This is a genomic window from Bacillus sp. EB V-12, from assembly GCF_056158125.1.
The window spans coordinates 666,896-690,625 of record NZ_JBUXJL010000003.1; the positions used below are offsets into that span (position 1 = coordinate 666,896).

Genomic DNA, 23,730 nt, shown 5'->3' on the forward strand with positions numbered 1-23,730 from the left:
AAACCTCTTTTTTGAAATATATTCCACATCTAAGTTTATCATAAATCAAATCTACCCTTACACCTTGAATAATCTTTATTTTCAGATTAAATTATATAATAACAAATACATTCTATTTTCATGTGAAAAGGAGCGAAAATATGTTTCCTTTATTAAAAACTGAAAGACTTATTTTAAGAGAACTTACCGAAGAAGATGCACCGCGTATACTACAATGCTTTTCTAATACTAATGTACTGCGCTATTATGGCCAAAAACCGTTACAAGATGTTGATCAAGTGAAACAAATCATTCATAACTTTAAGTTGAGTTACAATGCAAGAAGCGGTATAAAATGGGGAATCGAATTAAAAGACAAGAAAGAACTCATCGGTACCATTGGTTTTCACGATTGGTCTTCTGAGCATAAACGAGCCAATATAAGTTATGCCTTTTTGCCTGAACACTGGGGAAAAGGATATGCGACTGAAGCTGTTTCTGAGGTTATATCATACGGTTTCCATACGATTCATTTAAAGCGGATTGGAGCAATTGTATTTCTTGAAAATGAAGCTTCCAATAAAGTACTATTAAAATTAGGTTTTGAAAAAGAAGGCGTTCTAAAAAATTATATGTATCAAGATGATATCCCATATGATACGAATTTTTACGCTTTATTAAAATCAGTTTAATAGAATTTATGTGTAAAAAACCTTACTTTTAAAAAGTAAGGTTTTTTGTATTTATTCATTAGCAATATAAGCATTCTTATAAGTATAAATACCACCAAATTGATGCTTTTCAATTCCTTTTACATAATCCTTTTGTACATATGCTGAGCCAATATGATAAAGCGGCGCCACCGCAGCATCTTCTAATAATACCTGCTCGGCTTCTCGCAACGCTTCCCATCGTTTTTCCGTATCTAGTACAAAATCCGTTTTCGCTTTCTTTATTAATTCATCGTAACGAACATTAGAATAATTCATTTTATTATTCGGATTCCCTGTCGTAAATAACTCTAAATAACTAATTGGGTCTTTATAGTCAGGTCCCCAATTTGCCATAGTTATATCGTAATCACCTATTTGTTCTAACTGTAATTTTTGCTTAAATGGCTGTTGTTTAATTTGTATCGCGAGTCCTTGCAAATTCTTCTCTAAATCACCTTTTATATATTCTGCCATACGTATTGCGTTATCTTGTTCGAACGTTAAGAACCCTAGGTTTACTTGTTCTACCCCAAGCTCTTTTTTCGCTTCTTCCCAAAGTTTTTTCGCATTTTGCAAATCATATGAGGAAATATCTCCATTTTCTTTTCTAAAATCTTTACCAGTCACTTCATTTACATGACCAACTGGTACAAGTCCACTTGCAGGTTTTGCTCCGTTATTAATAAAGTGAGCAACGAAATCATCTTTATTTAACGCTAATGAAATAGATTGACGCACCTTTTTATTTGCTAACGCGTTATTTTTTTCATTAAAACGAAGCATAGCAATTCCAGGATCACTCGACATATGTAATTCCTTATTCCCTTTATACTTGTCTACAACTTGCGAATTAATAGGTACTCGATCCAAATCTCCGGCTTCATATAAATTTACAGCTGTCATTGTATCCTTTAGGATATGAAAGTTTATTTCATCTAATTTCACTTTCTTTCGATCCCAATATGTAGTATTTTTCTTTAATTGAAACTCTTGTTCATGCTTCCATTTTTCTAATACAAATGGACCGTTATATATGAGATTACTAGGTTCCAATGCATAATTGTTTCCTTGTTCTTTCAAAAATGATTCATGCTGTGGTAAGTATATAGGTAGTGCTAACAACTGTAAAAAATACGGAACTGGCTGTTCGAGTTCAACTTCTAACGTATAATTATTTATCGCTTTAACCCCAAGTGCATCAAGAGGCATTGTTCCCTTATTGATCTCTTTCGCATTTTTTACATAAAAGAGCATGGACGCATATTGAGAGGCTGTTTCAGGGTTAATTGCACGTTTCCAAGCAAATATAAAATCATTTGCTGTTACATTATCCCCATTTGACCATTTTGCATCTTTACGCAAGTCAAATGTATATTTCTTACCATCTTCACTTCTTTTAAACGATTTTGCTATGGCTGGAGTAGGCTGATCTTGATCGTTTAATACATATAACCCTTCAAATATATTCTGCATAATGTGTGCTGATGTACCATCTGTTGTTTTCACAGTGTCCAGAGAAGGAATTTCTTCTGATACTGTTACATTTAACACTTGTTTTTTAACCTCTATGTCACTTTTATCCGCTTTATTATTACAAGCTGTTAATAATAAAGATGTAACAAGTGCCATTACCATTAAATGGCTCTTTTTTCGCTTCATGAGTTGTTCTCCTTAAATATAAAATATTATAAAGCGTAATATATTATAGCAGAAATACTAACAGAAAGATGCGACATTCTTTTGAATATTTATTCGTTCAAGAAAAAAGCTATCCTTTTAAAAGGATAGCTTTTTCAACTGCCACATAATTATCTATCTTTGCAGACCTCGTTTATAACGACTTGCTTCAAATATAATACGCTCTTCATCTAACGTTTTACATTCGCCATTCCAAACGACACGTTTTCCGTTAATAATTACATCGCTTATATCTTTTCCACTAGCAGCATATACAAGGTGTGATAACACTTCATCCGCTGGTTGTAAATGCGGCTTATTAGACGGGTCAATCGTAATAAAATCAGCACACTTACCAGCTTCTAGTGACCCTGTTTGTTTCATCCCGATTACTTCAGCAGCCCCTTTAGTCGCAAGTGTAAGAGCTGTTTCAACTGGTAATGCTGTTGCATCTTGGTGAATACCTTTTTGTAATAAAGTCGCTATGCGCATTTCTTCAAACATGTCTAAATTATTGTTAGATGCAACACTATCTGTTGCAATTCCTACTTTTATTCCTGCTTCTAGCATCGCTTTTACATTCGCTATACCAGAACCTAGTTTTAAATTACTATTTGGGTTATGTGCTACTCGAACATCATGTTCTGCTAAAAATGCACGCTCATCATCATTTAATACTACACCGTGTGCAATAACTGTTGGGCGTTTAAACAATCCGCAGCTCGCTGCATATTCTACTGGACGTTTTCCGTACTGTGCTTCAATATCACGTACTTCACGCTCTGTTTCAGAAAGGTGGATATGAACCATTGTTTGATTCTCTACTGCAATCCGTGCGCACTCTTCTAACAATTCTGTACTACATGTATATGGACTATGTGGTGCAACCATCGTAGTTAACATGCCACTTTCGTTATAGTAACGCTTCACATATTTCTCAGCTTCTTCAATCGCTTTCTTTTCATCGTCTTTCGTTCCGAAGCTAAATAAAGTCCTTGAAACAGCAGCTCGCATCCCGCTCCTTGATACCGTTTCCATAATTGCGTCTTGATCTACTCCAATTGGATTAAACATGTCAGAGAATGATGTTGTACCACTTTTCACCATCTCAAGTAATCCTAATTCCGTACTAGCGACCGCAATTTGGGGAGTAAATTGACTTTCCAGTGGCCAAATTCTCGTCTCAAGCCACGGCTGTAATAACATATCATCGCCAATACCTCTTAGGAGACTCATTACAACGTGTGTATGTGTATTTACAAGCCCTGGTAAAACCCACTTTCCTTTCATGTCAATTACTTCATCTACTTCAAAATCATTAGCGAATTCTCCGCTCTTTACATCTATAATTTGATCATTTTCTACAATGATATATCCATTTTCTATCACTTCGTTTTGTTCATTCATCGTTACAATTGTAGCGTTTACATAAGTTGTTTTCAAAAGTATTTCCCCTTTCAACTCTATGAAGTTCCCTTTAATAAGTTACCACCATTATAGTAACTTATTAAAGATTAAGAGTCAAAAGATAATTTTAATTCTTTCGTTATTTTTCCCTTCAAAATGCTATATTGTTTTTCATTTGTATCTGCAAATGCTTCTTCCCGATTTGACTTTTCATCCATATAATTCAATTTCCCATTGAATTGAGTCTCTGTAAAATCAAATCTCTGCCCATCTATAAAGTTATAAAAGTGCCATACCTCTCTTACTTTTGTCTTTTTAATTTCTCCTCCATATATGTCTTGAACGACAAGAGCTGTAACACCACATTGTCCCTTTGCTGGGTTTTCAATTATCCACTTTGAACTTGTTTCAATCGACCACGATTTTATTAGTGCTTCATATATTCTTTTTTCCTTTACATCATCCATTCTAATCTTCCCCTACTATTAATAGTTTTACACATCATATTTCAAAAGAGGCAGTACACGACCCTTAAAGACAGTTGATGGTGTCTCTCCTATTAACTGTGCTCCCATTTTCAAGTAATATCCTTTTGCATTCGGATCACTATCAATCGTAAAACTTTTTAATCCTAGTTCATTGGCTTTTTCTATTACATACTCCCAAAGTATTTTCCCGTAACCTTTTCCTTTGTAATCAGGATGAATGTACAAGAAATCGAGAGCTTTATCATTACGTAAAAATGAGAAAAAACCAATCTTCGCATTATCGTTTTCTAAAACATATACAAAATTATTTTTTATGTATTCTTCTGTAATTGTTAAATCTTCCTTACAAGCAAGTATGAATTCTTCACTATAATCCCACGTTGCTTTTGATTGTAGTGCGAGTTCACTTAATTCATTTGCTTCACTTAATAACGCTTCTCTTATCTTCATGATTCTTTTTCCTCACCTTCGATATGTAAACTACTAAATTGATTCGGAAAGCACTTCAAAAAACCTTTTATTTTCATAAATTAGAGATTATTTTTATAAATCTTTATTATAACCAGTACAATTTTCAACAATTTTTTTAAAGAAAAAGAACGCCATCCCTAAAAGTTGGCGTTCTCTTTTTCTAAAATTTAATCTTCAAACTCACTCATTCATTTTACTATTTTGTACGATACAAACCTATACAGTTTCTACTACCGCTTCAAGCATTGTTCCATTTTTAGCATAATTCGTATGCCAAGAAAAAGCTTTTTCTAAAATATGAGGAGTTTGTCCACCTCTTGTTTTTGCTTCTTCGTAATAAGCACGTAGTTGATCACGATACATTGGATGTGCGCAATTCTCAATAATAAGTTCCACTCTTTCTCTTGGCGCAAGTCCCCTTAAGTCGGCATACCCCTGTTCAGTGACGATAACATCTACATCATGTTCAGTATGGTCTACATGAGAAACGAAAGGAACAATACTTGAAATGTTACCACCTTTCGCAATCGATTTAGTAACAAAGATAGCTAAGCGTGCATTTCTTGCAAAATCACCAGACCCACCAATACCATTCATCATTTTTGTACCTAAAACGTGAGTAGAGTTAACATTTCCGTATATATCTAATTCTAATGCAGTATTAATTGAGATTAATCCAAGGCGACGAATGATTTCAGGATGATTGGAAATCTCTTGCGGACGCATCATTAATTTGTCACGATATTTTTCAAAGTTAGAAAATACTTGTTGCATTTTCTCTTCAGAAAGCGTGATAGAACAACAAGAAGCAAAATTGACTTTTCCAGCATCCATAAGTTCAAAAACTGCATCTTGTAAAACCTCGGAATATACTTCTAAATCTTCAAATTCTGAATCTAACATTCCATGCAATACGGCGTTAGCCACTGAACCAATTCCTGATTGTAACGGCGCTAAACGATTTGTTAATCGGCCTACTTTAACTTCTTCTCGAAGGAATTCTATTAAATGCTGTGCCATAATAACAGTTTCTTCATCCGGAGGAACAATTGTCGATGGCGAATCCAATTGATTCGTAAACACAATTCCCTTTACTTTTTCAGGATCAATTGGAATACCGATTGTTCCAATTCGGTCATCTGTTTTCACAAGCGGAATTGGAAGCCTCTCCCCTTGTTTACCTGGTTCATATAGATCATGTAGCCCCTCTAATTGCGCGGATTGAGCCATATTCATTTCAATAATAATAGACTTAGCATTTAAGGAAAACGCTAAGGAATTTCCAATTGAAGTGGTTGGAATAATCATTCCGTCCTCTGTAATCGCAACCGCTTCCAAAATAGCGAAATCTATATCCAGAACGTCAGCGCGGAGTAACTCTGCTGTATGAGACAAGTGTTGATCCACAAATAAAAAGTCTCCGTTATTAATTCCTTTTCGCATAGTCGCGTCAGCTTGGAAAGGTAATCTTTTCCCTAAAATTCCTGCCTCAGCAAATAATTTGTCTACATCCGAGCCTAAAGAAGCCCCAGTATAAACATTTACTTTAAAAGATTCATCATTCTTAACTCGGTTTACAAGCGCAAATGGGACTGCTTTTACATCACCTGCACGTGTAAACCCACTTAAGCCTAAAGTCATTCCACTTTGAATCCAGGAGGCTGCTTCTTCAGGTGTAACTACCCGATCTTTTAGACGTTGATCTCTGATTCTATCTAAATTATTCTCCATATGTAATCCCTCTCTCATTGAATATTCATAATTATTTTACACATTAACACTATCAAAATAGGGATTTTAGTATACAATGCCGAAAATTCAGACAGAACAGCAAATCTAGGTTCTAAAGCAGAAAAATTTAGAATCCTAGAAGCTTACGGAAATAACTAGCGTATGATTGACTAACTGGTACTCTCTCACCATTATCCATCGAAAGTACAAAAGTAGAATGGGTATCAGGATAAATCGCTTTAATATGATTAACATTTACAATAAACGAACGGTGACATCTAATAAATGAATCTTTCGGAAGCAAGTATTCGAATTCTTGCAGAGAGTATTTATGTGTTCCTGATAACTCTTCTGAATTCACGTACGTCTTTTTATCTTTAGCCTCTAAATACATAACCTTTGAAAAAGGAACCGGAATCCAGCCGTCTGTTGTTTTTAAAGTAACGACTGACTTTCCATCCGTTAAAGCTGGATAAATTGCCGTTACGCACCCTTCAAGCTTTCCATTGTTTGAAAATGGTACAGCCATTCCATGATAAGGAATACCAAAAACATCCCGATTCATAAACTCAGATGTTTTTTGATTCATCACCATCGCTTTATGAGCAATCGTTCCTTCCTTTATAGGATCCCCGACACTAATCTTTAAATCAATTCGTTTACTTGGCCGATAGTAAATATATTCTTTCGTATTCGAAACAGCAATTGAAATTTCATCTGAAAATAATTCACCAACAACATCTAGTAATAAACCTAATGTTCTATCTTCCATTCTATTAACACCTCATTCACTATTATACTACTATTATGAACGAGCATCTGTTGCTTTATAAAAAGTTTGATTTTAGGTTACTTTTAAAATTAGTTTTATTCACTATTACTTCGTTACTACAAAAAACCTCACTTCAGAAAAGTGAGGTTTCCTCTCATACAATATTTCTTTATTTTTTGAACGACTATAGAATAAGATTTATTTTTTATTAAGTAAAGTGAATTTAAGAATTTATTGCCCCTATTTCTGTATAATAAATAATCCCAAATTACAAACAGTTTGGGATTATCTTTCTCATTTATTATGCGCATCTAACCACGAAATTAAATCTTTAAATACTTCATCCTTATTTACTTCATGAAACATTTCATGTCTACCATTTTCATATAAACGTAGTGTCACGTCTTTCACACCACATTTTTTATAGTTTTCATATACTTCTTTTACACCTTTCCCCATATCGCCAACAGGATCACGATCACCAGAGAATATATGTATTGGAAGATTCTTTGGCGTCTTCTTGTATTCTTCTAGTTTATTTACTTCTAATACTCCAGAAAATAATTCTCGGTAAAAACTCGTCGTACAAATGAAACCACATAACGGATCCGCAATATATTTATCAACTTGATTATTATCTGAAGATAACCAATCAAATTTTGTACGATTTGGCTTAAAGTTCGAATTGAAGTTTCCAAAAGATAAAAAGTTTAACATTGGACTTTTCGTTTTTGCCCCGCGCAATTTCATTTCGATTGTTGCTACTTTATGACCAATAGCTCCTAAAAGCCCTGGATTTCCACCTGTTCCTGAAATCAGAAATCCATCGTATAGTTCACCCCTAAGTTGTACAGCACGTCTTGATAAAAAAGAACCCATACTATGTCCAAGTAAAAACAAAGGACTTGACTGCTCTTCTTTTATCCTTTCTGAAACAAAGATAACATCCGATACAACTTGATTCCACCCTATATTTGGTTCAAAATGACCATAATCTTCTTCTTTTTTTACTGTTTTCCCATGTCCTTTATGATCATGCGCATAAACACCATACCCTGCTTCCAATAAAGCATCTACAAATTCTGTATACACCCCTGCATGCTCTGTCATGCCATGTGCAATTTGAATAATTCCTCTCGGATCTCCTTCTGGTAACCATTTACGCAAATAAATTTCCGATCCATCCAATGCCGTAACGAAACTTTCCTGTACATTCATTTCGTCAGCCCCCAACTCTATTATGTATAGCTTTAAGAAAATGAATATCCATTCACTTTTCTTATTTTATATTATATGTAATTGCTTTCATTATGACAAATGATGTATTTTTCAGACTTGCTTTTAAACTAATCTCTTGACGAATTCAAAATAAAATTATATAGTTACTTACATAAAGTAATTATATAATTTTTAGGAGGTTTCTACTATTATGATGCCATCATTATTTTTAGCACATGGTTCGCCTATGCTCGCTATTCAAGATACAGACTATACACGATTTTTAAAAATACTTGGAGAAACATATAAACCGAAAGCAATTGTTATTTTCACTGCTCACTGGGAAAGTGAAGTATTAACGATTTCCTCATCAGATAACGAGTATGAAACAATTTATGATTTTGGAGGTTTTCCCCCTGAGTTATACGAAATCAAATATCGTGCGAAAGGCTCTTCTCATATTGCATCTATTTTAGAAACAAAATTTAAGAACAAAGGTATTTCAGTCCATCATAATATGACGAGAGGTTTAGATCATGGTTCATGGACACTCCTGCACCGCATGTATCCAGAAGCAAATATTCCTGTCGTGCAAATATCAGTCAATCCATTCCTTTCTGCAAAAGAACAATTTGAAATTGGAGAAGCACTTAAAGGACTCGGACAAGAAGATATTTTAGTAATCGGGAGTGGCGTTACCGTTCATAATTTACGAGCACTGAAATGGAATCAAACTACACCTGAAAAATGGGCAATTGAATTTGATGATTGGATTATTAAACATATGCAGAATAACGATAAAGATGCATTGTTTAATTGGGAGAAAAATGCTCCTCATGCACAATTAGCAGTACCAAGAGCAGAACATTTTGTTCCTTTATTTATCGCTATGGGAAGTAGTGAAAATAGCGGTGAAGTCATTCACCGTAGTTACGAGCTTGGTACATTAAGTTATCTTTGTCTTCGATTTTAAAGAAAAGGATGAAGCACATGTTGCTTCATCCTTTTTCTTTTTCATTCACTTAGTTAACTAACTTCCAAACGTTGTTTCTCTGATACTTCTTCGTTCTTATTATGAAAATAAACCCAAATACACGCAATAAATAATAGTGATGATGTAGAGAGGAAAACATATTGGAAGCCTGCATGCGCTGCAATTTGTCCCCCGAGCACTGGCCCAATCATATTTCCTAAAAACTGAAACGACTGATTATATCCAAATATTCGTCCCGTAACATGGGTTGGTGTATGTTGTTTTAGTAGAGTTTGTACGGAAGGCAATAATCCTGCTTGTGCGATACCTAATAAAAATCGAAGAATTAATAGTTGCCAAGCTGAGGTTACAAATGCTTGCGGGATAAAAATAATTCCAGCTGCAAACAACGCTACAACTAACGTTTTTTGAGGACCGATATGATCTGATAATCTTCCTAGTCTTGGTGCTGCCAAAATAACTGCTAATCCTGTCGCTGACATAACTGCACCCGCAATTGTTTCAATATGTGCAGTATGAGGACCTACTAAATTTTTCACGTACAATGTAACAATTGGTTGAACTGACATATTAGCAAGTTGAATAATAAATGTTGTTACAAATAAACTAATAATTAAATGCTTCGCTGGGACCATCGTCCATACTTTTTTCGGCTGTGTTTTTTTTGCTTGAGCAGAGTGATTTTCTTCATGCAAGAAGAAAAAAACGATGAGAAAGGAAAGGAATAAAAAAGCTCCTGTAACAAGAAAGACATGACGCATTCCAATTAACTCAGACAAATAACCTCCAAGTAACGGGCCAAGTAACGAACCGCTCACACCACCAGTTGAAATTGTGGAAATCGCCCAACCTGAATGTTCTTTCGGAGTTTCTGCTGCAATAAATGTCATCGCTGTTGAAAGGAAACCAGATACTGCTCCCATTAAAAATCTTAGTGCGACTAGTTGATACACATCCGTTACAAACCCCATAAGCGTCATAATAATCGCCATACCGAGGCTAGCACGAATAAGCATCAATTTCCGTCCATGTATATCACCAAGCTTTCCCCATATTGGCGATACGATCGCACCCATTAAAAATGTTACACCAAATGCAAGTCCCGACCACTGTGCAATGCTTGAAGTGCCAGTTACTCCTAATTCCTCAATATAAAAAGATAAGAAAGGAATTACTAAACTCATACCGGCTGCAGTGGTAAAACAACCTAGCCAACAAATCATTAAATTCCGTTTCCAGCTGGCCATTTTCACACCTTCTTTCTTTAGATACCCATTCTACACCCTTTCTTGTAAAAAGTTTAGTAATTTGCTTTATATGCAAGATTTACTACAAAACCCGCTATTTTCTAGTAAAAACCACTACATCTCTACATCATTTTCATAATAAAACCAACTCCTCTATATGAAGTTGGTTACTTATTATCTATCGGTATTAAACGAGCATTACAATTTCTCTCGTAAAACTCAATGGGACCTGCTTGTCCAATAATCGCATATTCATATCCATCTTGCTTCATATTATATAAACAATGATGCAATAATTCTTTTCCTACACCTTTCACACGATTTTGTTTCGCTATGCCCATTGGACCAAACAAGCCTTTCTTTCCTCTCACTACATCGTAACAGGCGAAACCAACTATTACTTCCTCCTGCTGTGCAATATAGATAGGTAACTTTTCGTTATATGTCCGAAATCCATAATCAATCGACTGTAACCACCGTTCACCAAATTCATCCACTACAAATCGTGATAACTTATCAAAATCAGAAGGACTAACTCTTCTTACATGACAAAATAATGTATTATAAATAGCTTTAAAACGATTTAAATCAACCGCTAAGTCTCTCGGTGCAGCTGTAATACGTAATATATCTTTTTGCATTTGTGTATGTATAAATCCACCAATATTTGTATCTACACGAAATAATGCATACATAACATGTCCTTCATTTACTACTACTTGCTGAAAGCGTTCCATACGTTTCTTCGCTATTTGTAAAATTTCTATCGCCTTATAAGATAGTTTATATTGCCCTATTTTTTTATACTCTTGATTATGTAAATCGAATTGTTTTCGTAACGAAAGTTTTTCTAAAAAATCTGGACCGACTTTGTGAAACAAATACATAAATAACTCAGCGCAAACTCCTGTACCTTCTTTACACATACCTATAAACAGATGGACTGGGTGAATTATGTTATACTCACTCTCTTTTGCTGCAATCTCCAATATTTTATGCACACGTTTTGTAAATTGAAATTCCTCCATATGTGTTTCCATCCTCTACTAATTTACTAACAAACCGTAACCATAAATAATTGAAACAATTACACCCACTACCAATATACCTGGAAGTAAATTTGCCACCTTGATTTTAATAATACTAAGTAAGTTCAATCCAATAGCAGATATCATAATGCCGCCCGTAGCCGTCATCTCCACTATAAATTGGTTCATTAATTCTTTCGAGACAAAACTATTAATTTGTGTTGCAAAAACTGCAATACCACCTTCATATAAAACAACTGGAATCGCCGAAAATACTACGCCAATTCCTAGAGTTGTCGTTAATATAATAGAAATAAATCCATCGATAATCGCCTTTGTAAATAAAATATCATGATTTCCGCGAATCCCACTGTCAAGTGCACCAAGTATCCCCATCGCGCCAATTGCAAAAATTAAAGTAGCTGTTACAAAACCTTCTGATATGCTACCTTTCCCTTTCGATCCAACTTTATTTTCTAGCCAATCCCCTAAATGTTTTAACTTTTCTTCTAATTGTAACCATTCTCCAATTACCGTACCAATCACTAAACTCAGTATGACAACAAGAAAGTTTTCACTTTTTAATGCCATTTGAAGCCCAAGCACAGTAACCGCTAAACCGATTGCGTGCATTATCGTCCCTTTCATACTTTCTGGAATCCTACTAAATAATTTACCAAGTAAAGTACCAAATATAATACAAATCCCATTTACAACTGCTCCTAATATAACCATTTCTCATTCTTCACCCTTCGAATTCTTTATTTCTATATTTTGGTTTACACATTGATTTACAGGTTATCTATATGTTAACTTAATATTGAGAATATTAACAAATGTTTTCCACTACATAACCCGCTATTTTTTGTAACTTTAATTACCTTTAATAGATTCAGTGTTAATTTAATTGCGGGATAATATTAAAAGGGAAGGTATATATGAAAACTTTACTAAAACGATTTTTGTTAATAGCCTTTTTCATTACACCGATTGTTTTATTAATCAATTACTCTTTTATTTCAAAAGCAAAAGACAAACCCGATTTGCAAAACAAATCTAGTAAAACCGCTTCAAAAAGCGAAAAGAAAATAGAAGACCAAGAAATCACACTCACCTTCTCTGGTGATACAATGTTTGATTGGCAATTACGTCCTATAATCGAAAAGAATGGGGCTGATTACCCATTCCAACATGTAAAAGAAGAAATAAAAAAAGCTGATATTTCTTTTGTGAATTTAGAGTCGGCATTTACAACGAAAGAAAAGAAAGCACCTGGGCAACTGTTTTGGATTAAAAGTGATCCATCTACACTACAAGCTATTAAAAACACTGGATATGACATCGTAAATATTGGGAATAACCACACACTTGATTATGGGCAAGATGGATTATTAGATACGATTTCTCACGTAGAAAAATTAAAGTTCCCTTACACTGGAGCCGGAAAAAATGCGAAAGATGCATATACAGCACGAGAAATGACCGTAAAAGGGAAAAAATTTAAATTTCTTTCCTTCGTTCGATTTATGCCTGATTCTAATTGGGTAGCTGGTGAGAATAAACCTGGCGTTGCGAATGGCTATGATTTAAATCTTGTAACAAAAACAATTAAAGAACAAAAACAAGATGCAGACTATTTAATCGTCTATATGCATTGGGGCGTTGAAAAATCAAATCGTCCGGTAGAATACCAAAAGCAATATGTACCTAAAATGGTTGAAGCAGGAGCTAACGCAATTGTCGGAAGCCATCCACATTGGTTACAAGGGTTTGAGTATTATAATAAAGTTCCTATCGCTTACTCATTAGGTAACTTTTTATTCCCGAGTTATGTGAATGGGAAAAGCGCTGAAACTGGCGTATTAACTTTAACTTTTAAAGGAAAGGATGTCCAAATGTCATTCAATCCTTATATCATTCGCAACAACCAAGTTTCCCCTGTAAATGAGGAAGAAAAGAAAAAAGCTCTTCAATATTTACAAACAATTTCAACTGATGTAGAAATTGATGATACAGGGAAAATAAAAAACAAACGAAACTAGACAGTTCAAGATCTATTTCTCTGTAATATACTTTACAGAATAGGTGATAAACATGCTGAAAGACTTATTAGAAAATGTAAGTTTGTTAGAGAATATTTATAAAATGTCTATAGCAGTTCTACTTTTATGTTCTAGTTTAACTATAAAAAAGATAGAACAAGCACTATATTTCCTCGCTTGTATCTATCTTTTTTATTTAGATGCTAACTCTTCCCTTCTATTAAATAAGCAAATCAAACAAAACAGGGTTTTTATTAAGCTCCATAAATTGAATATTATTTTCTTTAAAGCGAGTAATTAATTGCTCATAATCTCCTTTATGTTTTAATTCTACTCCGACTAATGCTGGACCATTTTCTTTATTATGTTTCTTAATATACTCAAAGCGCGTAATGTCATCTTCTGGTCCTAATCCTTTATCAAGAAATTCTCTTAGCGCACCTGAACGTTGCGGAAATTCAATGATAAAGTAATGTTTCAGTCCTTCATAAATGAGCGAACGCTCTTTCATTTCTTGCATTCTATCAATATCATTATTTCCACCACTTAGCGTACATACAACTGTTTTACCTTTTATTTCATCCCTGTATAAATCAAGTGCTGCAATAGAGAGTGCACCAGCCGGTTCAGCTACAATCGCATTTTTCTTATACAGTTCTAAAATCGTCGTACAAACTTTTCCCTCTGGTACTAAAACAATGTCATCAATTACATCTTTACAAGTTTCAAAAGTTAACTTTCCTACCTTTTTAACCGCTGCCCCATCAACAAAACTATCTATTTTCTCTAATGCGACATTATCATTTTGAAGAAAAGCCTCTTTCATAGATGCAGCTCCCATCGGTTCTACACCAATAACCTTTGTAGTAGGACTAACACCTTTTACATATGTACCAACACCTGATGCTAATCCACCACCACCGATTGCTGTAAAGATATAATCAACCGGTTTCTCCATATCATGCATAATTTCAACTGCCACTGTCCCTTGACCAGCAACGACATACGGATCATCAAACGGATGAACAAATGTCATTCTATTTTCTTCACAATAACACTGTGCTTCTTGGAAAGAGCTATCGAATGTATCACCAACTAATACAATCTCTGCGAAATCACCACCGAAAAATTGTACTTGTGATACTTTTTGTTTCGGTGTTGTTGTGGGCATAAATATTTTCGACGGAATCTTCAATAAATTACATGTATAAGCAACTCCTTGCGCATGATTACCAGCACTTGCACAAACAACACCGTTTTGTAACTTTTCTTTCGGTAAACTTTGAATCAAATTGTATGCACCACGAATTTTGAAAGAGCGAATTAATTGTAAGTCTTCTCGTTTTACATAAACGTCACAATCATATTTCTCAGATAAAACTGTATCACGTTGTAACGGTGTTTTAATAACGATATCTTTCATGCAATTATGAGCCATTAAGATATCTTCAATTTTCACTCTCTCCTTTACCTTTTGCACCATTATATATCATCCTTATCTCTTTTAAATTGGCTCAATCAAAATTTGGGATTTTCAGAACAGCCCCTGTATTCGCCGATGTTACCATTTGTGCATAACGTCCAAGCCAGCCAGTTTTCACTTTCGGTTCTGGTCGTTTCCATTCTTTTTTACGCTTTTCTAATTCCTCATCACTCACTCTTACTTCTAACAAACGTTCTTCAACATCAATACATACAATATCCCCTTGTTCAAGAAGTGCAATCATCCCGCCCGCTGCTGCTTCTGGTGAAATATGTCCTACTGAAATTCCACGTGAAGCTCCAGAGAAACGTCCATCCGTTAATAATGCAACCTCAGCACCTAATCCCATTCCAGCAATTGCTGATGTTGGTGCTAACATTTCTGGCATACCAGGGCCACCTCTTGGTCCTTCATAACGAATGACAACTACATCTCCTTTTTTCACTTTCCCAAGCATAATGCCAGCAAGTGCCTCATCTTGTGAATTAAAAATAACGCAAGGTCCTTCAAAACGCTTTACTTCTGTTGCACCGCTTTTAATAACCGCTCCATCTTTCGCAAGGTTGCCTTTTAATATACGCAATCCTCCTTCCTCACTATGAGGGTTTTCAAGAGAGTGAATAACTTCCTTATCTTTAATCTCTGCCTCAGCAATATTTTCTCTTAATGTTTGCCCCGTAGCAGTTATTCGATCAAGATGAAGTACTCCTTCTTTCCGGCTCATCTCTTTCAAAATTGCACTAATCCCGCCCGCACGATCAATATCTTCCATATGCCAATTGGAAGCAGGGCTTACTTTACATAAATGTGGTACACGTCTTGAAACGGCATCAATACGGTTCATATCGTAATCTAATCCAGCCTCTTGCGCGAGCGCCAATGTATGCAACACTGTATTTGTTGAACCGCCCATCGCCATATCAAGCGCAAACGCATCATCAATTGCTTCTTCCGTTACAATGTCTCTTGGTTTAATATCTCTTTCAATTAAAATTTTCAATTTCTCTGCTGCTTGTTTAATTAACTCTTCACGTCTTGGATCAATTGCTAAAATACTCCCGTTACCAGGAAGAGCTAAACCTAACACTTCACATAAACAATTCATAGAGTTCGCGGTAAACATACCCGAACAAGATCCACAAGATGGACAGCCATGATCTTCAATATCTTTTAATTCTTCTTCTGAAATTTTCCCAGATTGATAAGCTCCTACTCCTTCAAAAACGGAACTCAGATCAACAACTTCTCCTTTAGATGTTTTTCCTGCTGCCATCGGGCCGCCTGAAACAAACACAGTCGGAATATTAATACGTAGTGCAGCCATCATCATACCTGGTGTAATTTTGTCACAGTTTGGGATACAAATCATGCCGTCAAACCAGTGTGCATTTACAACCGTTTCTACTGAATCTGCAATTATTTCACGACTCGGAAGAGAATAACGCATACCAATATGCCCCATCGCAATACCATCGTCAACTCCAATTGTATTGAATTCGAATGGTACCATACCTGCCGCACGAACTGCCTCTTTTACAAGTTTCCCAAACTCGTTCAAGTGTTTATGCCCTGGAATAATTTCAATAAAAGAATTACAAATCGCTATAAAAGGTTTATCAAAATCTTCATCTTTCAAACCAGTTGCTTTTAATAAACTACGGTGCGGCGCTTTATCAAAACCTTTTTTAATCATGTCACTTCTCATCTTGTCAAATCCCCTCTTACATATTTTTCATTTATACTCTCTTACTCTATTTCTTTACTAATTCTTTCGGTGCATGAATCCAACTCATCATTTCACGAAGCTCTGCTCCCACTTTTTCTAATTGATGATTTTGCTCTGCTTTTTTCATTGCGTTATACGTCGGACGCCCTGCTTGATTTTCTAAAATCCATTTCTTCGCAAATTCACCTTGCTGAATTTCTGTCAAAACACGCTTCATTTCCTTCTTCGTTTCATCTGTAACAATTCTCGATCCTGTTACATAATCTCCAAACTCTGCCGTATCTGAAATAGAATGGCGCATAGTCGTTAATCCACCTTCGTACATTAAGTCAACAATTAGCTTTAATTCATGCAAACATTCAAAGTATGCAATTTCAGGGCGATATCCACCTTCCGTTAACGTTTCGAACCCGGCCTTCACAAGTGCAGTTACCCCGCCGCAAAGTACAGCTTGCTCACCGAATAAATCCGTTTCGGTTTCTTCTTGGAATGTCGTTTCAATTACACCCGCCCGTGTACAACCTACACCTTTTGCATACGCTAATGCTACATGTAGCGCTGTTCCCGTCGCATCTTGATGCACTGCGACTAATGCCGGAACACCATTTCCTTCTTGATATACACGGCGAACGAGATGACCTGGACTTTTTGGCGCAACCATTGCTACATCTACGTAACTTGGCGGATTAATTTGGCCGAAGTGAATGTTAAATCCATGTGAGAAAAGTAACATTTGTCCTTCACGGAGATTCTCTTCTACTTCTGATTTATATACATGTGCTTGCTGTTCATCTGGCAATAACATTTGTACAACTTGTGCGGTTCGAACCGCTTCTGAAACAGACATTACTTCAAACCCATCCGCTTTCGCTACTTCATACGACTTACCAGGACGAACACCAACTACTACTTCTACACCAGAATCACGTAAATTTTGTGCTTGCGCATGCCCTTGTGATCCATAACCAATTACTGCAACAGTTTTCCCTTGTAATAACTCTACATTTGCATCTTTTTCATAATATGTTTTCATATTCCATACACTCCTTATAATTTATTTACTTGCAGAACATCAATTAATTTTTTCAACTGACTAACAAGTAATGTCGCTTCATTTTCAGTACAAACTGCTGTGAGTTTCATTTCAGAAACACCACTAGTATCTCTTTCGTTTAAATGTAAAGAAGAAATATAATAACCACGCCGAGCAAAAATCCCACTTATACGTAATAAGACACTTGGCTCGTTATGAATAACGAGTGAAAAAGTATGACTCATTCTTCCCACCTCTTCATAATCATTTCGTTATTTCCTTTGTTTGGCGGAACCATCGGAAATACGTTTTCACCTTCTTCTACACAAAAATCAACTACGACAGGACCTTCGTGAGCAAATGCTTCTAACATCACTTGTTTCGCCTCGGTTGAATTTGTTGCTCTTAATCCCTTTACTCCATAAGCTTCTGCTACTTTCACAAAATCTGGTGATCCAATTTTTGACTCTGATAAACGATTTTCATAAAACATTTCTTGCCATTGCCTTACCATCCCTAAAAATTTGTTATTTATGATAAATACTTTTACAGGGATATTATTTTCAGCAATTGTTTGTAGTTCTTGAATGTTCATTTGAAAAGAAGCGTCACCTGCAATACAAATGACAAGTTCTTCTTTTTTAGCTAGCTGAGCACCAATTGCTGCTGGAAAACCAAACCCCATCGTTCCTAATCCTCCAGAGGTAAGGAACGTCCGAGGTTTTCTTGCTTTATAGAAGTGAGCAGCCCACATTTGATGCTGACCTACTTCTGTTGTGACAATCGCTTCACCATTCGTTAATTCACTTACTAAGTTGATCACGTGCTGTGGTTTTAACTCAGATTCTTTTTGCTTATAAGAAAGTGGATATTCTTCTTTCCATGTCTTTACTTTCTGAAGCCATTCGTCTGTTTGTGTATAAATAGACATATGTAACAGCATGTGTAACGCTTTTTTTACATCACCAACAATCGGATGTTCTACAGTTACATTTTTATGAAACTCAGAAGAATCAATATCAATATGTACTTTTTTCGAGTTTGGAGAAAAAAGTTCTAATTTTCCTGTTACACGATCATCGAAGCGAACACCTAATGCAAGTAGTAAATCACATTCTGTTACCGCCATATTAGCAGCGTATGTCCCATGCATACCAAGCATCCCTAGAAACAATGGATCATCCGGTGGATATGCACCAAGTCCCATTAAAGTTGAAACGACTGGAATACGGTTCTCCCTTGCGAATTCGAAGAGTTCATCGGATCCACCTGAATGAATGACACCTCCTCCAATATAAAGAAGTGGACGCTTAGATTTTGAAATTGCTTTAGCCACCTCTCTAAGTTTCATGCTGTCTGGTACAAGTTCTGGTTTGTACCCCGGAATATCAACTTCTTCATTAAAGAAACTGGTGACTTTTGCATTTTGAACATCTTTTGGAATATCAATTAATACTGGTCCCGGGCGCCCGCTTTTGGCGATGTAAAAAGCTTCTTGCACAATTCGTGATACATGATTCACATCACGAACCTGGTAATTATGCTTCGTAACAGGTACTGTAATTCCGACAACATCCGCTTCTTGAAATCCATCTTTACCAATTAAAGGCGTTGCAACTTGCCCGGTAATGACAACTAAAGGAATCGAATCCATATAAGCGTCTGCTAAACCCGTAACTAAATTTGTCGCCCCTGGGCCAGAGGTAGCAAAGACTACCCCGACCTTTCCAGAAGCTCTCGCATATCCTTCAGCCGCATGAATGGCAGCTTGCTCATGACGAGTTAAAACATGTTTCAAACCACTTTCGTATAACGCATCGTATACTGGTAAAATCGCTCCGCCTGGATAGCCGAAAACGGTCGTTACACCCAATTTCTTCAAACATTGAATCACGTGCCCAGCGCCTGTCATTTCTTCATACTGTAACTTCTCATACGCTGTATACTGCTGCTTCATTTCCATTAACTCCTCTCCTTATTTATGCTAAGCTTTCCGTCAGCCCAGGAACACGTACTCCTCTTTCTCTCGTTAATTTTTTAAATTCTTCGGTCAATTGTTTCGTTACACTTCCTGGTTTCCCATCTCCAATTTCTCTCGAATCAACTTTTACAACTGGAATTAACTCCGCTGCTGTTCCTGTTAAAAATACTTCATCCGCTACATATACATCATGGCGAGTGAATGGTCTTTCCTCACACGGAATATTCAGTCGTTCACATAGCTCGATAACACTATTTCTCGTAATACCTTCTAATGCTCCTAAATAGGATGGCGGGGTTAGCACTTTTCCATCTTTCACAACGAAAACATTATCGCCAGAACCTTCACAAACATATCCTTGTTGATTTAACATAAGAGCCTCTAACACTCCTGCTTGTGCTGCTTCAATTTTTACAAGTACGTTATTTAAATAATTCATTGACTTAATACGTGGATCTAACGCATCTGGCGTATTACGTCTTGATGCAACAGATACAACGCTTAGCCCATTATCATAAAATTCTTGTGGGAATAACTTTAATTGTTCTGCAATGATAATTACGCTCGGCTTCACACAACTTCTCGGATCGAGCCCTAAGTCACCTTTTCCTCTTGAGACAATTAAGCGAATGTAAGCATCAGTATATTCGTTTTTTTGGAGTGTATGTAAAACTGCTTCTTCCATTTCTTCTACCGTCATTGGAATTGTTAGTAAAATAGATTTCGCTGATTCATACAATCGTTTCACATGTTCTTTTAAACAAAATACATTTCCTCCGTAACTACGAATCCCTTCAAATACACCGTCTCCGTATAAAAAACCGTGATCATATACTGAAACAACTGCCTTTTCTTTTTCTACAAATTCCCCATTCATGTAAATGTACTGGTTTCCCATCTCACATCGCTCCTCTTTTTTTCTCTATTTTTTGCAATCTATTTCTACATCGATTGCTGAGATGAGTATTTTTAACAGAATATTCAGTATATAAACCTTAAAAATATACTCGTCTCAACAATCGATTATTTACATACTTGTAGCAATCCATTGCTGAGACGAGGGAATCGTGGTACCACTCAGCTTCCTTATACTTCTCACGAAATATAAGCTCTGCAAGTCCAATTAGACTTTTGTTTTTCTATCGGGAACAACCCCGCTACTTTTTACTAGTTTTCAAAAGTAGTGCTCCAAGGTGATTTTCAATGAGTGAATTGTTACCACCCTCACAGCCTCGAGGCAGCTCTCTGAAACAATCTTTATCATTTACTCTCCTCTTCTACGCATTCTCTTCTTCTATTTTTAAAAATAAAAACTCTCGCCTCAGCAATCAACTACTACAATTTAGTAGCTTTGATTGCTGAGGCGAGAGTTTCGCGTTACCACTCAGCTTCCTTATACTTCTCACGAAATATAAGCTTTGTAGGTCCAATCAGACCTCCGTCCTTTTACCGGAGACGATGCCGCCGCCCTCTACTCAGTTTCCCTTTCGCAAGCGATGCTCCGAGGTGATCTTCAATGATTCGATTGTTACTACCCTCACAGCCTTGGAGTAGCTCTCTGAAACGATCATAATCATCTACTTTCCTCTTCTTTGCATATACAACATATAAAGTTAGAAAATTCTTAATTAACTTTTATTTGTTACACGTATTATAGGACGTTGTTCTTTTCATTGTCAATATGTTTTTTCAAAAAAATCAAAATTCATTCTATTTATTTTTTCTCAAATCAAAATTGGAATGCATTACTTACATACACTCATATATTACTTAAGTATGTTTGCATTACTACATAAAGAAAAGCTTATAAAGTTTATGAGGAGATGAGGAAACTATGTTAAAAGGGAAAGTAGCGTTAGTTACAGGAGCAAGCCGAGGAATTGGACGAGCGATCGCTAAACGTTTAGCAAATGACGGTGCATTGGTTGCTGTTCATTACGGTAGTCGAAAAGATGACGCTGAAGAAACTGTTCATGAAATTCGATCAGATGGTGGCCAAGCTTTTTCTATCGGCGCAAATCTAGAATCCTTACACGGTGTAGAAAACCTTTATAACGCTTTAGATACTGAATTACAAAAGCGCACTGGTGAAACACAATTTGATATTTTAATAAACAATGCTGGCATTGGTCCTGGTGCTTTTATTGAAGAAACGACTGAACAGTTTTTTGATAGAATGGTTTCAGTAAATGCAAAAGCTCCATTCTTTATCATTCAACTAGCACTACCACGTTTACGTGACAATAGCCGAATTATTAATATTTCATCCGCTGCCACCCGCATTTCTTTACCTGATTTTGTTGCATATAGTATGACGAAAGGCGCTATTAATACAATGACTTTTACGCTAGGAAAACAGCTTGGAGCACGAGGAATAACGGTGAATGCAATACTTCCAGGATTTATTAAAACAGATATGAATGCAGAACTCTTGAGCGACCCAATGATGAAGCAGTACGCTACTACTATTTCCGCTTTCAATCGCTTAGGTGAAGTAGAGGACATTGCCGATACTGCTGCATTTCTTGCTTCTCCAGACAGCCGCTGGGTTACTGGACAATTAATTGATGTGAGCGGAGGATCTTGTTTATAAAAAACATATATTTTCAAATCTTTTTTATTGCGCAATAAAACAATTTATATAATACTATATAAAACATATACATTTAGGAGGATTACAGCAATGTCCGAAAAAACATACGAACTCGCAACCTTCGCAGGCGGTTGCTTTTGGTGCATGGTAAAACCATTTGATGAACTTCCTGGTATTCATAAAGTACTTTCTGGCTATGCAGGAGGTCATGTAGAAAATCCAACATATGAACAAGTAAAAGCTGGAACATCTGGACATTTAGAAGTTGTTCAAATTACATTCGATCCTTCTATTTTTCCTTATCAGAAATTACTAGACTTATATTGGCCACAAATCGATCCAACTGACGATGGCGGACAATTTTTTGACCGTGGTCCATCTTATCGTACCGCTATTTTTTACCATAACGAAACACAAAAAGGGCTTGCTGAAAAATCAAAACAAGCTCTTGCAGAAAGCGGTATGTTTAAAGATCCAATCGTGACTGAAATTCGTCCTGCTGCACCTTTTTACGAAGCAGAGGAATACCACCAACATTTCTATAAAAAGAATCCAGAGAAATATGCTACTGAGCAAAAAGAATCTGGGCGTGAAGACTTTATAAAAGAAAATTGGCAAAAAAAATAATAAAAACGCATCGTGCTTTTTTAGTACGTTGCGTTTTTATTTTTGATAAAAGTACCATACAATTAACAGAACAATTGCTGTTAGTGACCAAAGTATTATCTCGTTTTTCACTCTATTCTTTTTCTTAGTCATTTCATTCCCTCCTAATAACTATTAAACATATTCAATTTTTTCTTTGTTTAATTGTCCATCTTATATACGTGAATACATCCTTACAAATTCTAATAGCAAGACCACCAATAATTCCGATTGCAATGGAAATTACTAGCATCTGTCCAAAACTAAAAGAATTTGTGTACATTATGTAGAGAACGATACATATAAGTAAAACATCCGGTAAAGAAAGTAAAAACCTTTTAAGCATTCCTTTATCTCCTCTATACTTTTTAATTTATATCTTCTACTGTAATTTTGAAATAAAATTTGTTCAAAAATTCCATTTACACCCTCATTTTATGAAAAATAATAAGAATCCCTTTTCAAAAGAGATTCTTATTCAGCAGATTTAAGTTTAATTATT

At 35.7% G+C, this 23,730-nt stretch carries 23 protein-coding genes and 1 other annotated feature; of the genes, 6 read left to right on the top strand and 17 right to left on the bottom strand.

Features of this window, described 5'->3' with window-relative positions:
- The first annotated feature begins 140 nt into the window (after positions 1-140).
- Complete coding sequence (locus tag ACZDYH_RS14935) at positions 141-671, top strand: GNAT family N-acetyltransferase (protein WP_000484225.1); 531 nt, start codon at positions 141-143, stop codon at positions 669-671.
- Positions 672-722: 51 nt separating this feature from the next.
- On the opposite strand, the gene ACZDYH_RS14940 is transcribed toward ACZDYH_RS14935, so the two are convergent.
- From ACZDYH_RS14940 to ACZDYH_RS14970, 7 genes are all read right to left on the bottom strand, one after another.
- A complete protein-coding gene (locus ACZDYH_RS14940; RefSeq protein WP_000823500.1) occupies positions 723-2,351 on the bottom strand; it encodes a peptide ABC transporter substrate-binding protein in 1,629 nt (542 codons plus the stop codon).
- A gap of 153 nt (positions 2,352-2,504) precedes the next feature.
- The gene (locus ACZDYH_RS14945) at positions 2,505-3,830 is read right to left on the bottom strand and encodes a bifunctional S-methyl-5'-thioadenosine deaminase/S-adenosylhomocysteine deaminase (RefSeq protein ID WP_002023818.1); all 1,326 of its coding nucleotides are present in this window, start codon (positions 3,828-3,830) and stop codon (positions 2,505-2,507) included.
- A 53-nt stretch (positions 3,831-3,883) separates the two neighbouring features.
- Positions 3,884-4,243: a YunG family protein gene (locus tag ACZDYH_RS14950; RefSeq protein WP_000342902.1), complete on the bottom strand. Its 360-nt coding sequence runs from the start codon at positions 4,241-4,243 to the stop codon at positions 3,884-3,886.
- Between the two features lie 27 nt (positions 4,244-4,270).
- On the bottom strand, positions 4,271-4,714 hold the full coding sequence (locus tag ACZDYH_RS14955; RefSeq protein WP_000701909.1) for a GNAT family N-acetyltransferase: 444 nt from the start codon (positions 4,712-4,714) through the stop codon (positions 4,271-4,273).
- Between the two features lie 237 nt (positions 4,715-4,951).
- Positions 4,952-6,466 carry an acetyl-CoA hydrolase/transferase family protein gene (locus ACZDYH_RS14960; protein ID WP_086411628.1) on the bottom strand — a complete coding sequence of 505 codons (1,515 nt, stop codon included), beginning with the start codon at positions 6,464-6,466 and terminating at the stop codon, positions 4,952-4,954.
- Between the two features lie 127 nt (positions 6,467-6,593).
- Entirely contained in the window at positions 6,594-7,238 is a 645-nt protein-coding gene (locus tag ACZDYH_RS14965) for a LytTR family DNA-binding domain-containing protein (RefSeq protein ID WP_000390211.1), read from the bottom strand.
- 294 nt (positions 7,239-7,532) lie between these two features.
- On the bottom strand, positions 7,533-8,456 hold the full coding sequence (locus ACZDYH_RS14970; protein WP_001102583.1) for an alpha/beta hydrolase: 924 nt from the start codon (positions 8,454-8,456) through the stop codon (positions 7,533-7,535).
- A 211-nt stretch (positions 8,457-8,667) separates the two neighbouring features.
- On the opposite strand from ACZDYH_RS14970, the gene ACZDYH_RS14975 reads away from it, so the two are divergent.
- Positions 8,668-9,429, top strand: coding sequence for a DODA-type extradiol aromatic ring-opening family dioxygenase (locus ACZDYH_RS14975; RefSeq protein WP_006918225.1), 762 nt, complete (start codon positions 8,668-8,670; stop codon positions 9,427-9,429).
- Between the two features lie 53 nt (positions 9,430-9,482).
- On the opposite strand, the gene ACZDYH_RS14980 is transcribed toward ACZDYH_RS14975, so the two are convergent.
- The 3 genes from ACZDYH_RS14980 to ACZDYH_RS14990 form a co-directional block, all read right to left on the bottom strand.
- A complete protein-coding gene (locus ACZDYH_RS14980; protein WP_000179302.1) occupies positions 9,483-10,697 on the bottom strand; it encodes a multidrug efflux MFS transporter in 1,215 nt (404 codons plus the stop codon).
- 167 nt (positions 10,698-10,864) lie between these two features.
- Complete coding sequence (locus tag ACZDYH_RS14985) at positions 10,865-11,725, bottom strand: GNAT family N-acetyltransferase (protein WP_103597463.1); 861 nt, start codon at positions 11,723-11,725, stop codon at positions 10,865-10,867.
- An 18-nt stretch (positions 11,726-11,743) separates the two neighbouring features.
- Positions 11,744-12,460, bottom strand: coding sequence for a DUF554 domain-containing protein (locus ACZDYH_RS14990; RefSeq protein WP_000236032.1), 717 nt, complete (start codon positions 12,458-12,460; stop codon positions 11,744-11,746).
- Positions 12,461-12,663: 203 nt separating this feature from the next.
- Between ACZDYH_RS14990 and ACZDYH_RS14995 the strand changes: the two genes are divergently transcribed.
- Both ACZDYH_RS14995 and ACZDYH_RS15000 read left to right on the top strand, forming a co-directional pair.
- Positions 12,664-13,767 carry a CapA family protein gene (locus tag ACZDYH_RS14995; protein WP_016122286.1) on the top strand — a complete coding sequence of 368 codons (1,104 nt, stop codon included), beginning with the start codon at positions 12,664-12,666 and terminating at the stop codon, positions 13,765-13,767.
- Positions 13,768-13,819: 52 nt separating this feature from the next.
- Positions 13,820-14,068: a hypothetical protein gene (locus ACZDYH_RS15000; RefSeq protein ID WP_016122285.1), complete on the top strand. Its 249-nt coding sequence runs from the start codon at positions 13,820-13,822 to the stop codon at positions 14,066-14,068.
- Here the strand turns inward: ACZDYH_RS15000 and ilvA are convergent.
- From ilvA to ilvE, 6 genes are read right to left on the bottom strand one after another with little or no spacing between them, the layout of a single operon-like run.
- Positions 13,988-15,250 carry a threonine ammonia-lyase IlvA gene (gene ilvA, locus ACZDYH_RS15005; RefSeq protein ID WP_046392610.1) on the bottom strand — a complete coding sequence of 421 codons (1,263 nt, stop codon included), beginning with the start codon at positions 15,248-15,250 and terminating at the stop codon, positions 13,988-13,990. The genes ACZDYH_RS15000 and ilvA overlap by 81 nt on opposite strands.
- Positions 15,251-15,281: 31 nt before the next feature.
- Positions 15,282-16,955 carry a dihydroxy-acid dehydratase gene (gene ilvD, locus ACZDYH_RS15010; RefSeq protein WP_001255815.1) on the bottom strand — a complete coding sequence of 558 codons (1,674 nt, stop codon included), beginning with the start codon at positions 16,953-16,955 and terminating at the stop codon, positions 15,282-15,284.
- A gap of 46 nt (positions 16,956-17,001) precedes the next feature.
- A complete protein-coding gene (gene ilvC / locus ACZDYH_RS15015; RefSeq protein WP_000861137.1) occupies positions 17,002-18,009 on the bottom strand; it encodes a ketol-acid reductoisomerase in 1,008 nt (335 codons plus the stop codon).
- A gap of 14 nt (positions 18,010-18,023) precedes the next feature.
- A complete protein-coding gene (locus tag ACZDYH_RS15020) occupies positions 18,024-18,254 on the bottom strand; it encodes an ACT domain-containing protein (protein WP_000019916.1) in 231 nt (76 codons plus the stop codon).
- Complete coding sequence (gene ilvB, locus ACZDYH_RS15025; protein WP_002153104.1) at positions 18,251-19,966, bottom strand: acetolactate synthase large subunit; 1,716 nt, start codon at positions 19,964-19,966, stop codon at positions 18,251-18,253. Before ilvB ends, ACZDYH_RS15020 begins: the two co-directional genes overlap by 4 nt.
- A gap of 22 nt (positions 19,967-19,988) precedes the next feature.
- Positions 19,989-20,888, bottom strand: coding sequence for a branched-chain-amino-acid transaminase (ilvE, locus tag ACZDYH_RS15030; protein ID WP_016122282.1), 900 nt, complete (start codon positions 20,886-20,888; stop codon positions 19,989-19,991).
- Positions 20,889-21,039: 151 nt separating this feature from the next.
- Positions 21,040-21,279: a binding site (T-box leader), on the bottom strand.
- Positions 21,280-21,824: 545 nt separating this feature from the next.
- Here ilvE and ACZDYH_RS15035 point away from each other — a divergent pair.
- On the top strand, positions 21,825-22,583 hold the full coding sequence (locus ACZDYH_RS15035; RefSeq protein WP_474886523.1) for an SDR family oxidoreductase: 759 nt from the start codon (positions 21,825-21,827) through the stop codon (positions 22,581-22,583).
- A 90-nt stretch (positions 22,584-22,673) separates the two neighbouring features.
- Complete coding sequence (gene msrA, locus ACZDYH_RS15040) at positions 22,674-23,210, top strand: peptide-methionine (S)-S-oxide reductase MsrA (RefSeq protein ID WP_001291883.1); 537 nt, start codon at positions 22,674-22,676, stop codon at positions 23,208-23,210.
- Between the two features lie 163 nt (positions 23,211-23,373).
- Here msrA and ACZDYH_RS15045 read toward each other — a convergent pair whose 3' ends face one another.
- Positions 23,374-23,574 carry a hypothetical protein gene (locus ACZDYH_RS15045; RefSeq protein WP_000919314.1) on the bottom strand — a complete coding sequence of 67 codons (201 nt, stop codon included), beginning with the start codon at positions 23,572-23,574 and terminating at the stop codon, positions 23,374-23,376.
- Between the last annotated feature and the right edge of the window lie 156 nt (positions 23,575-23,730).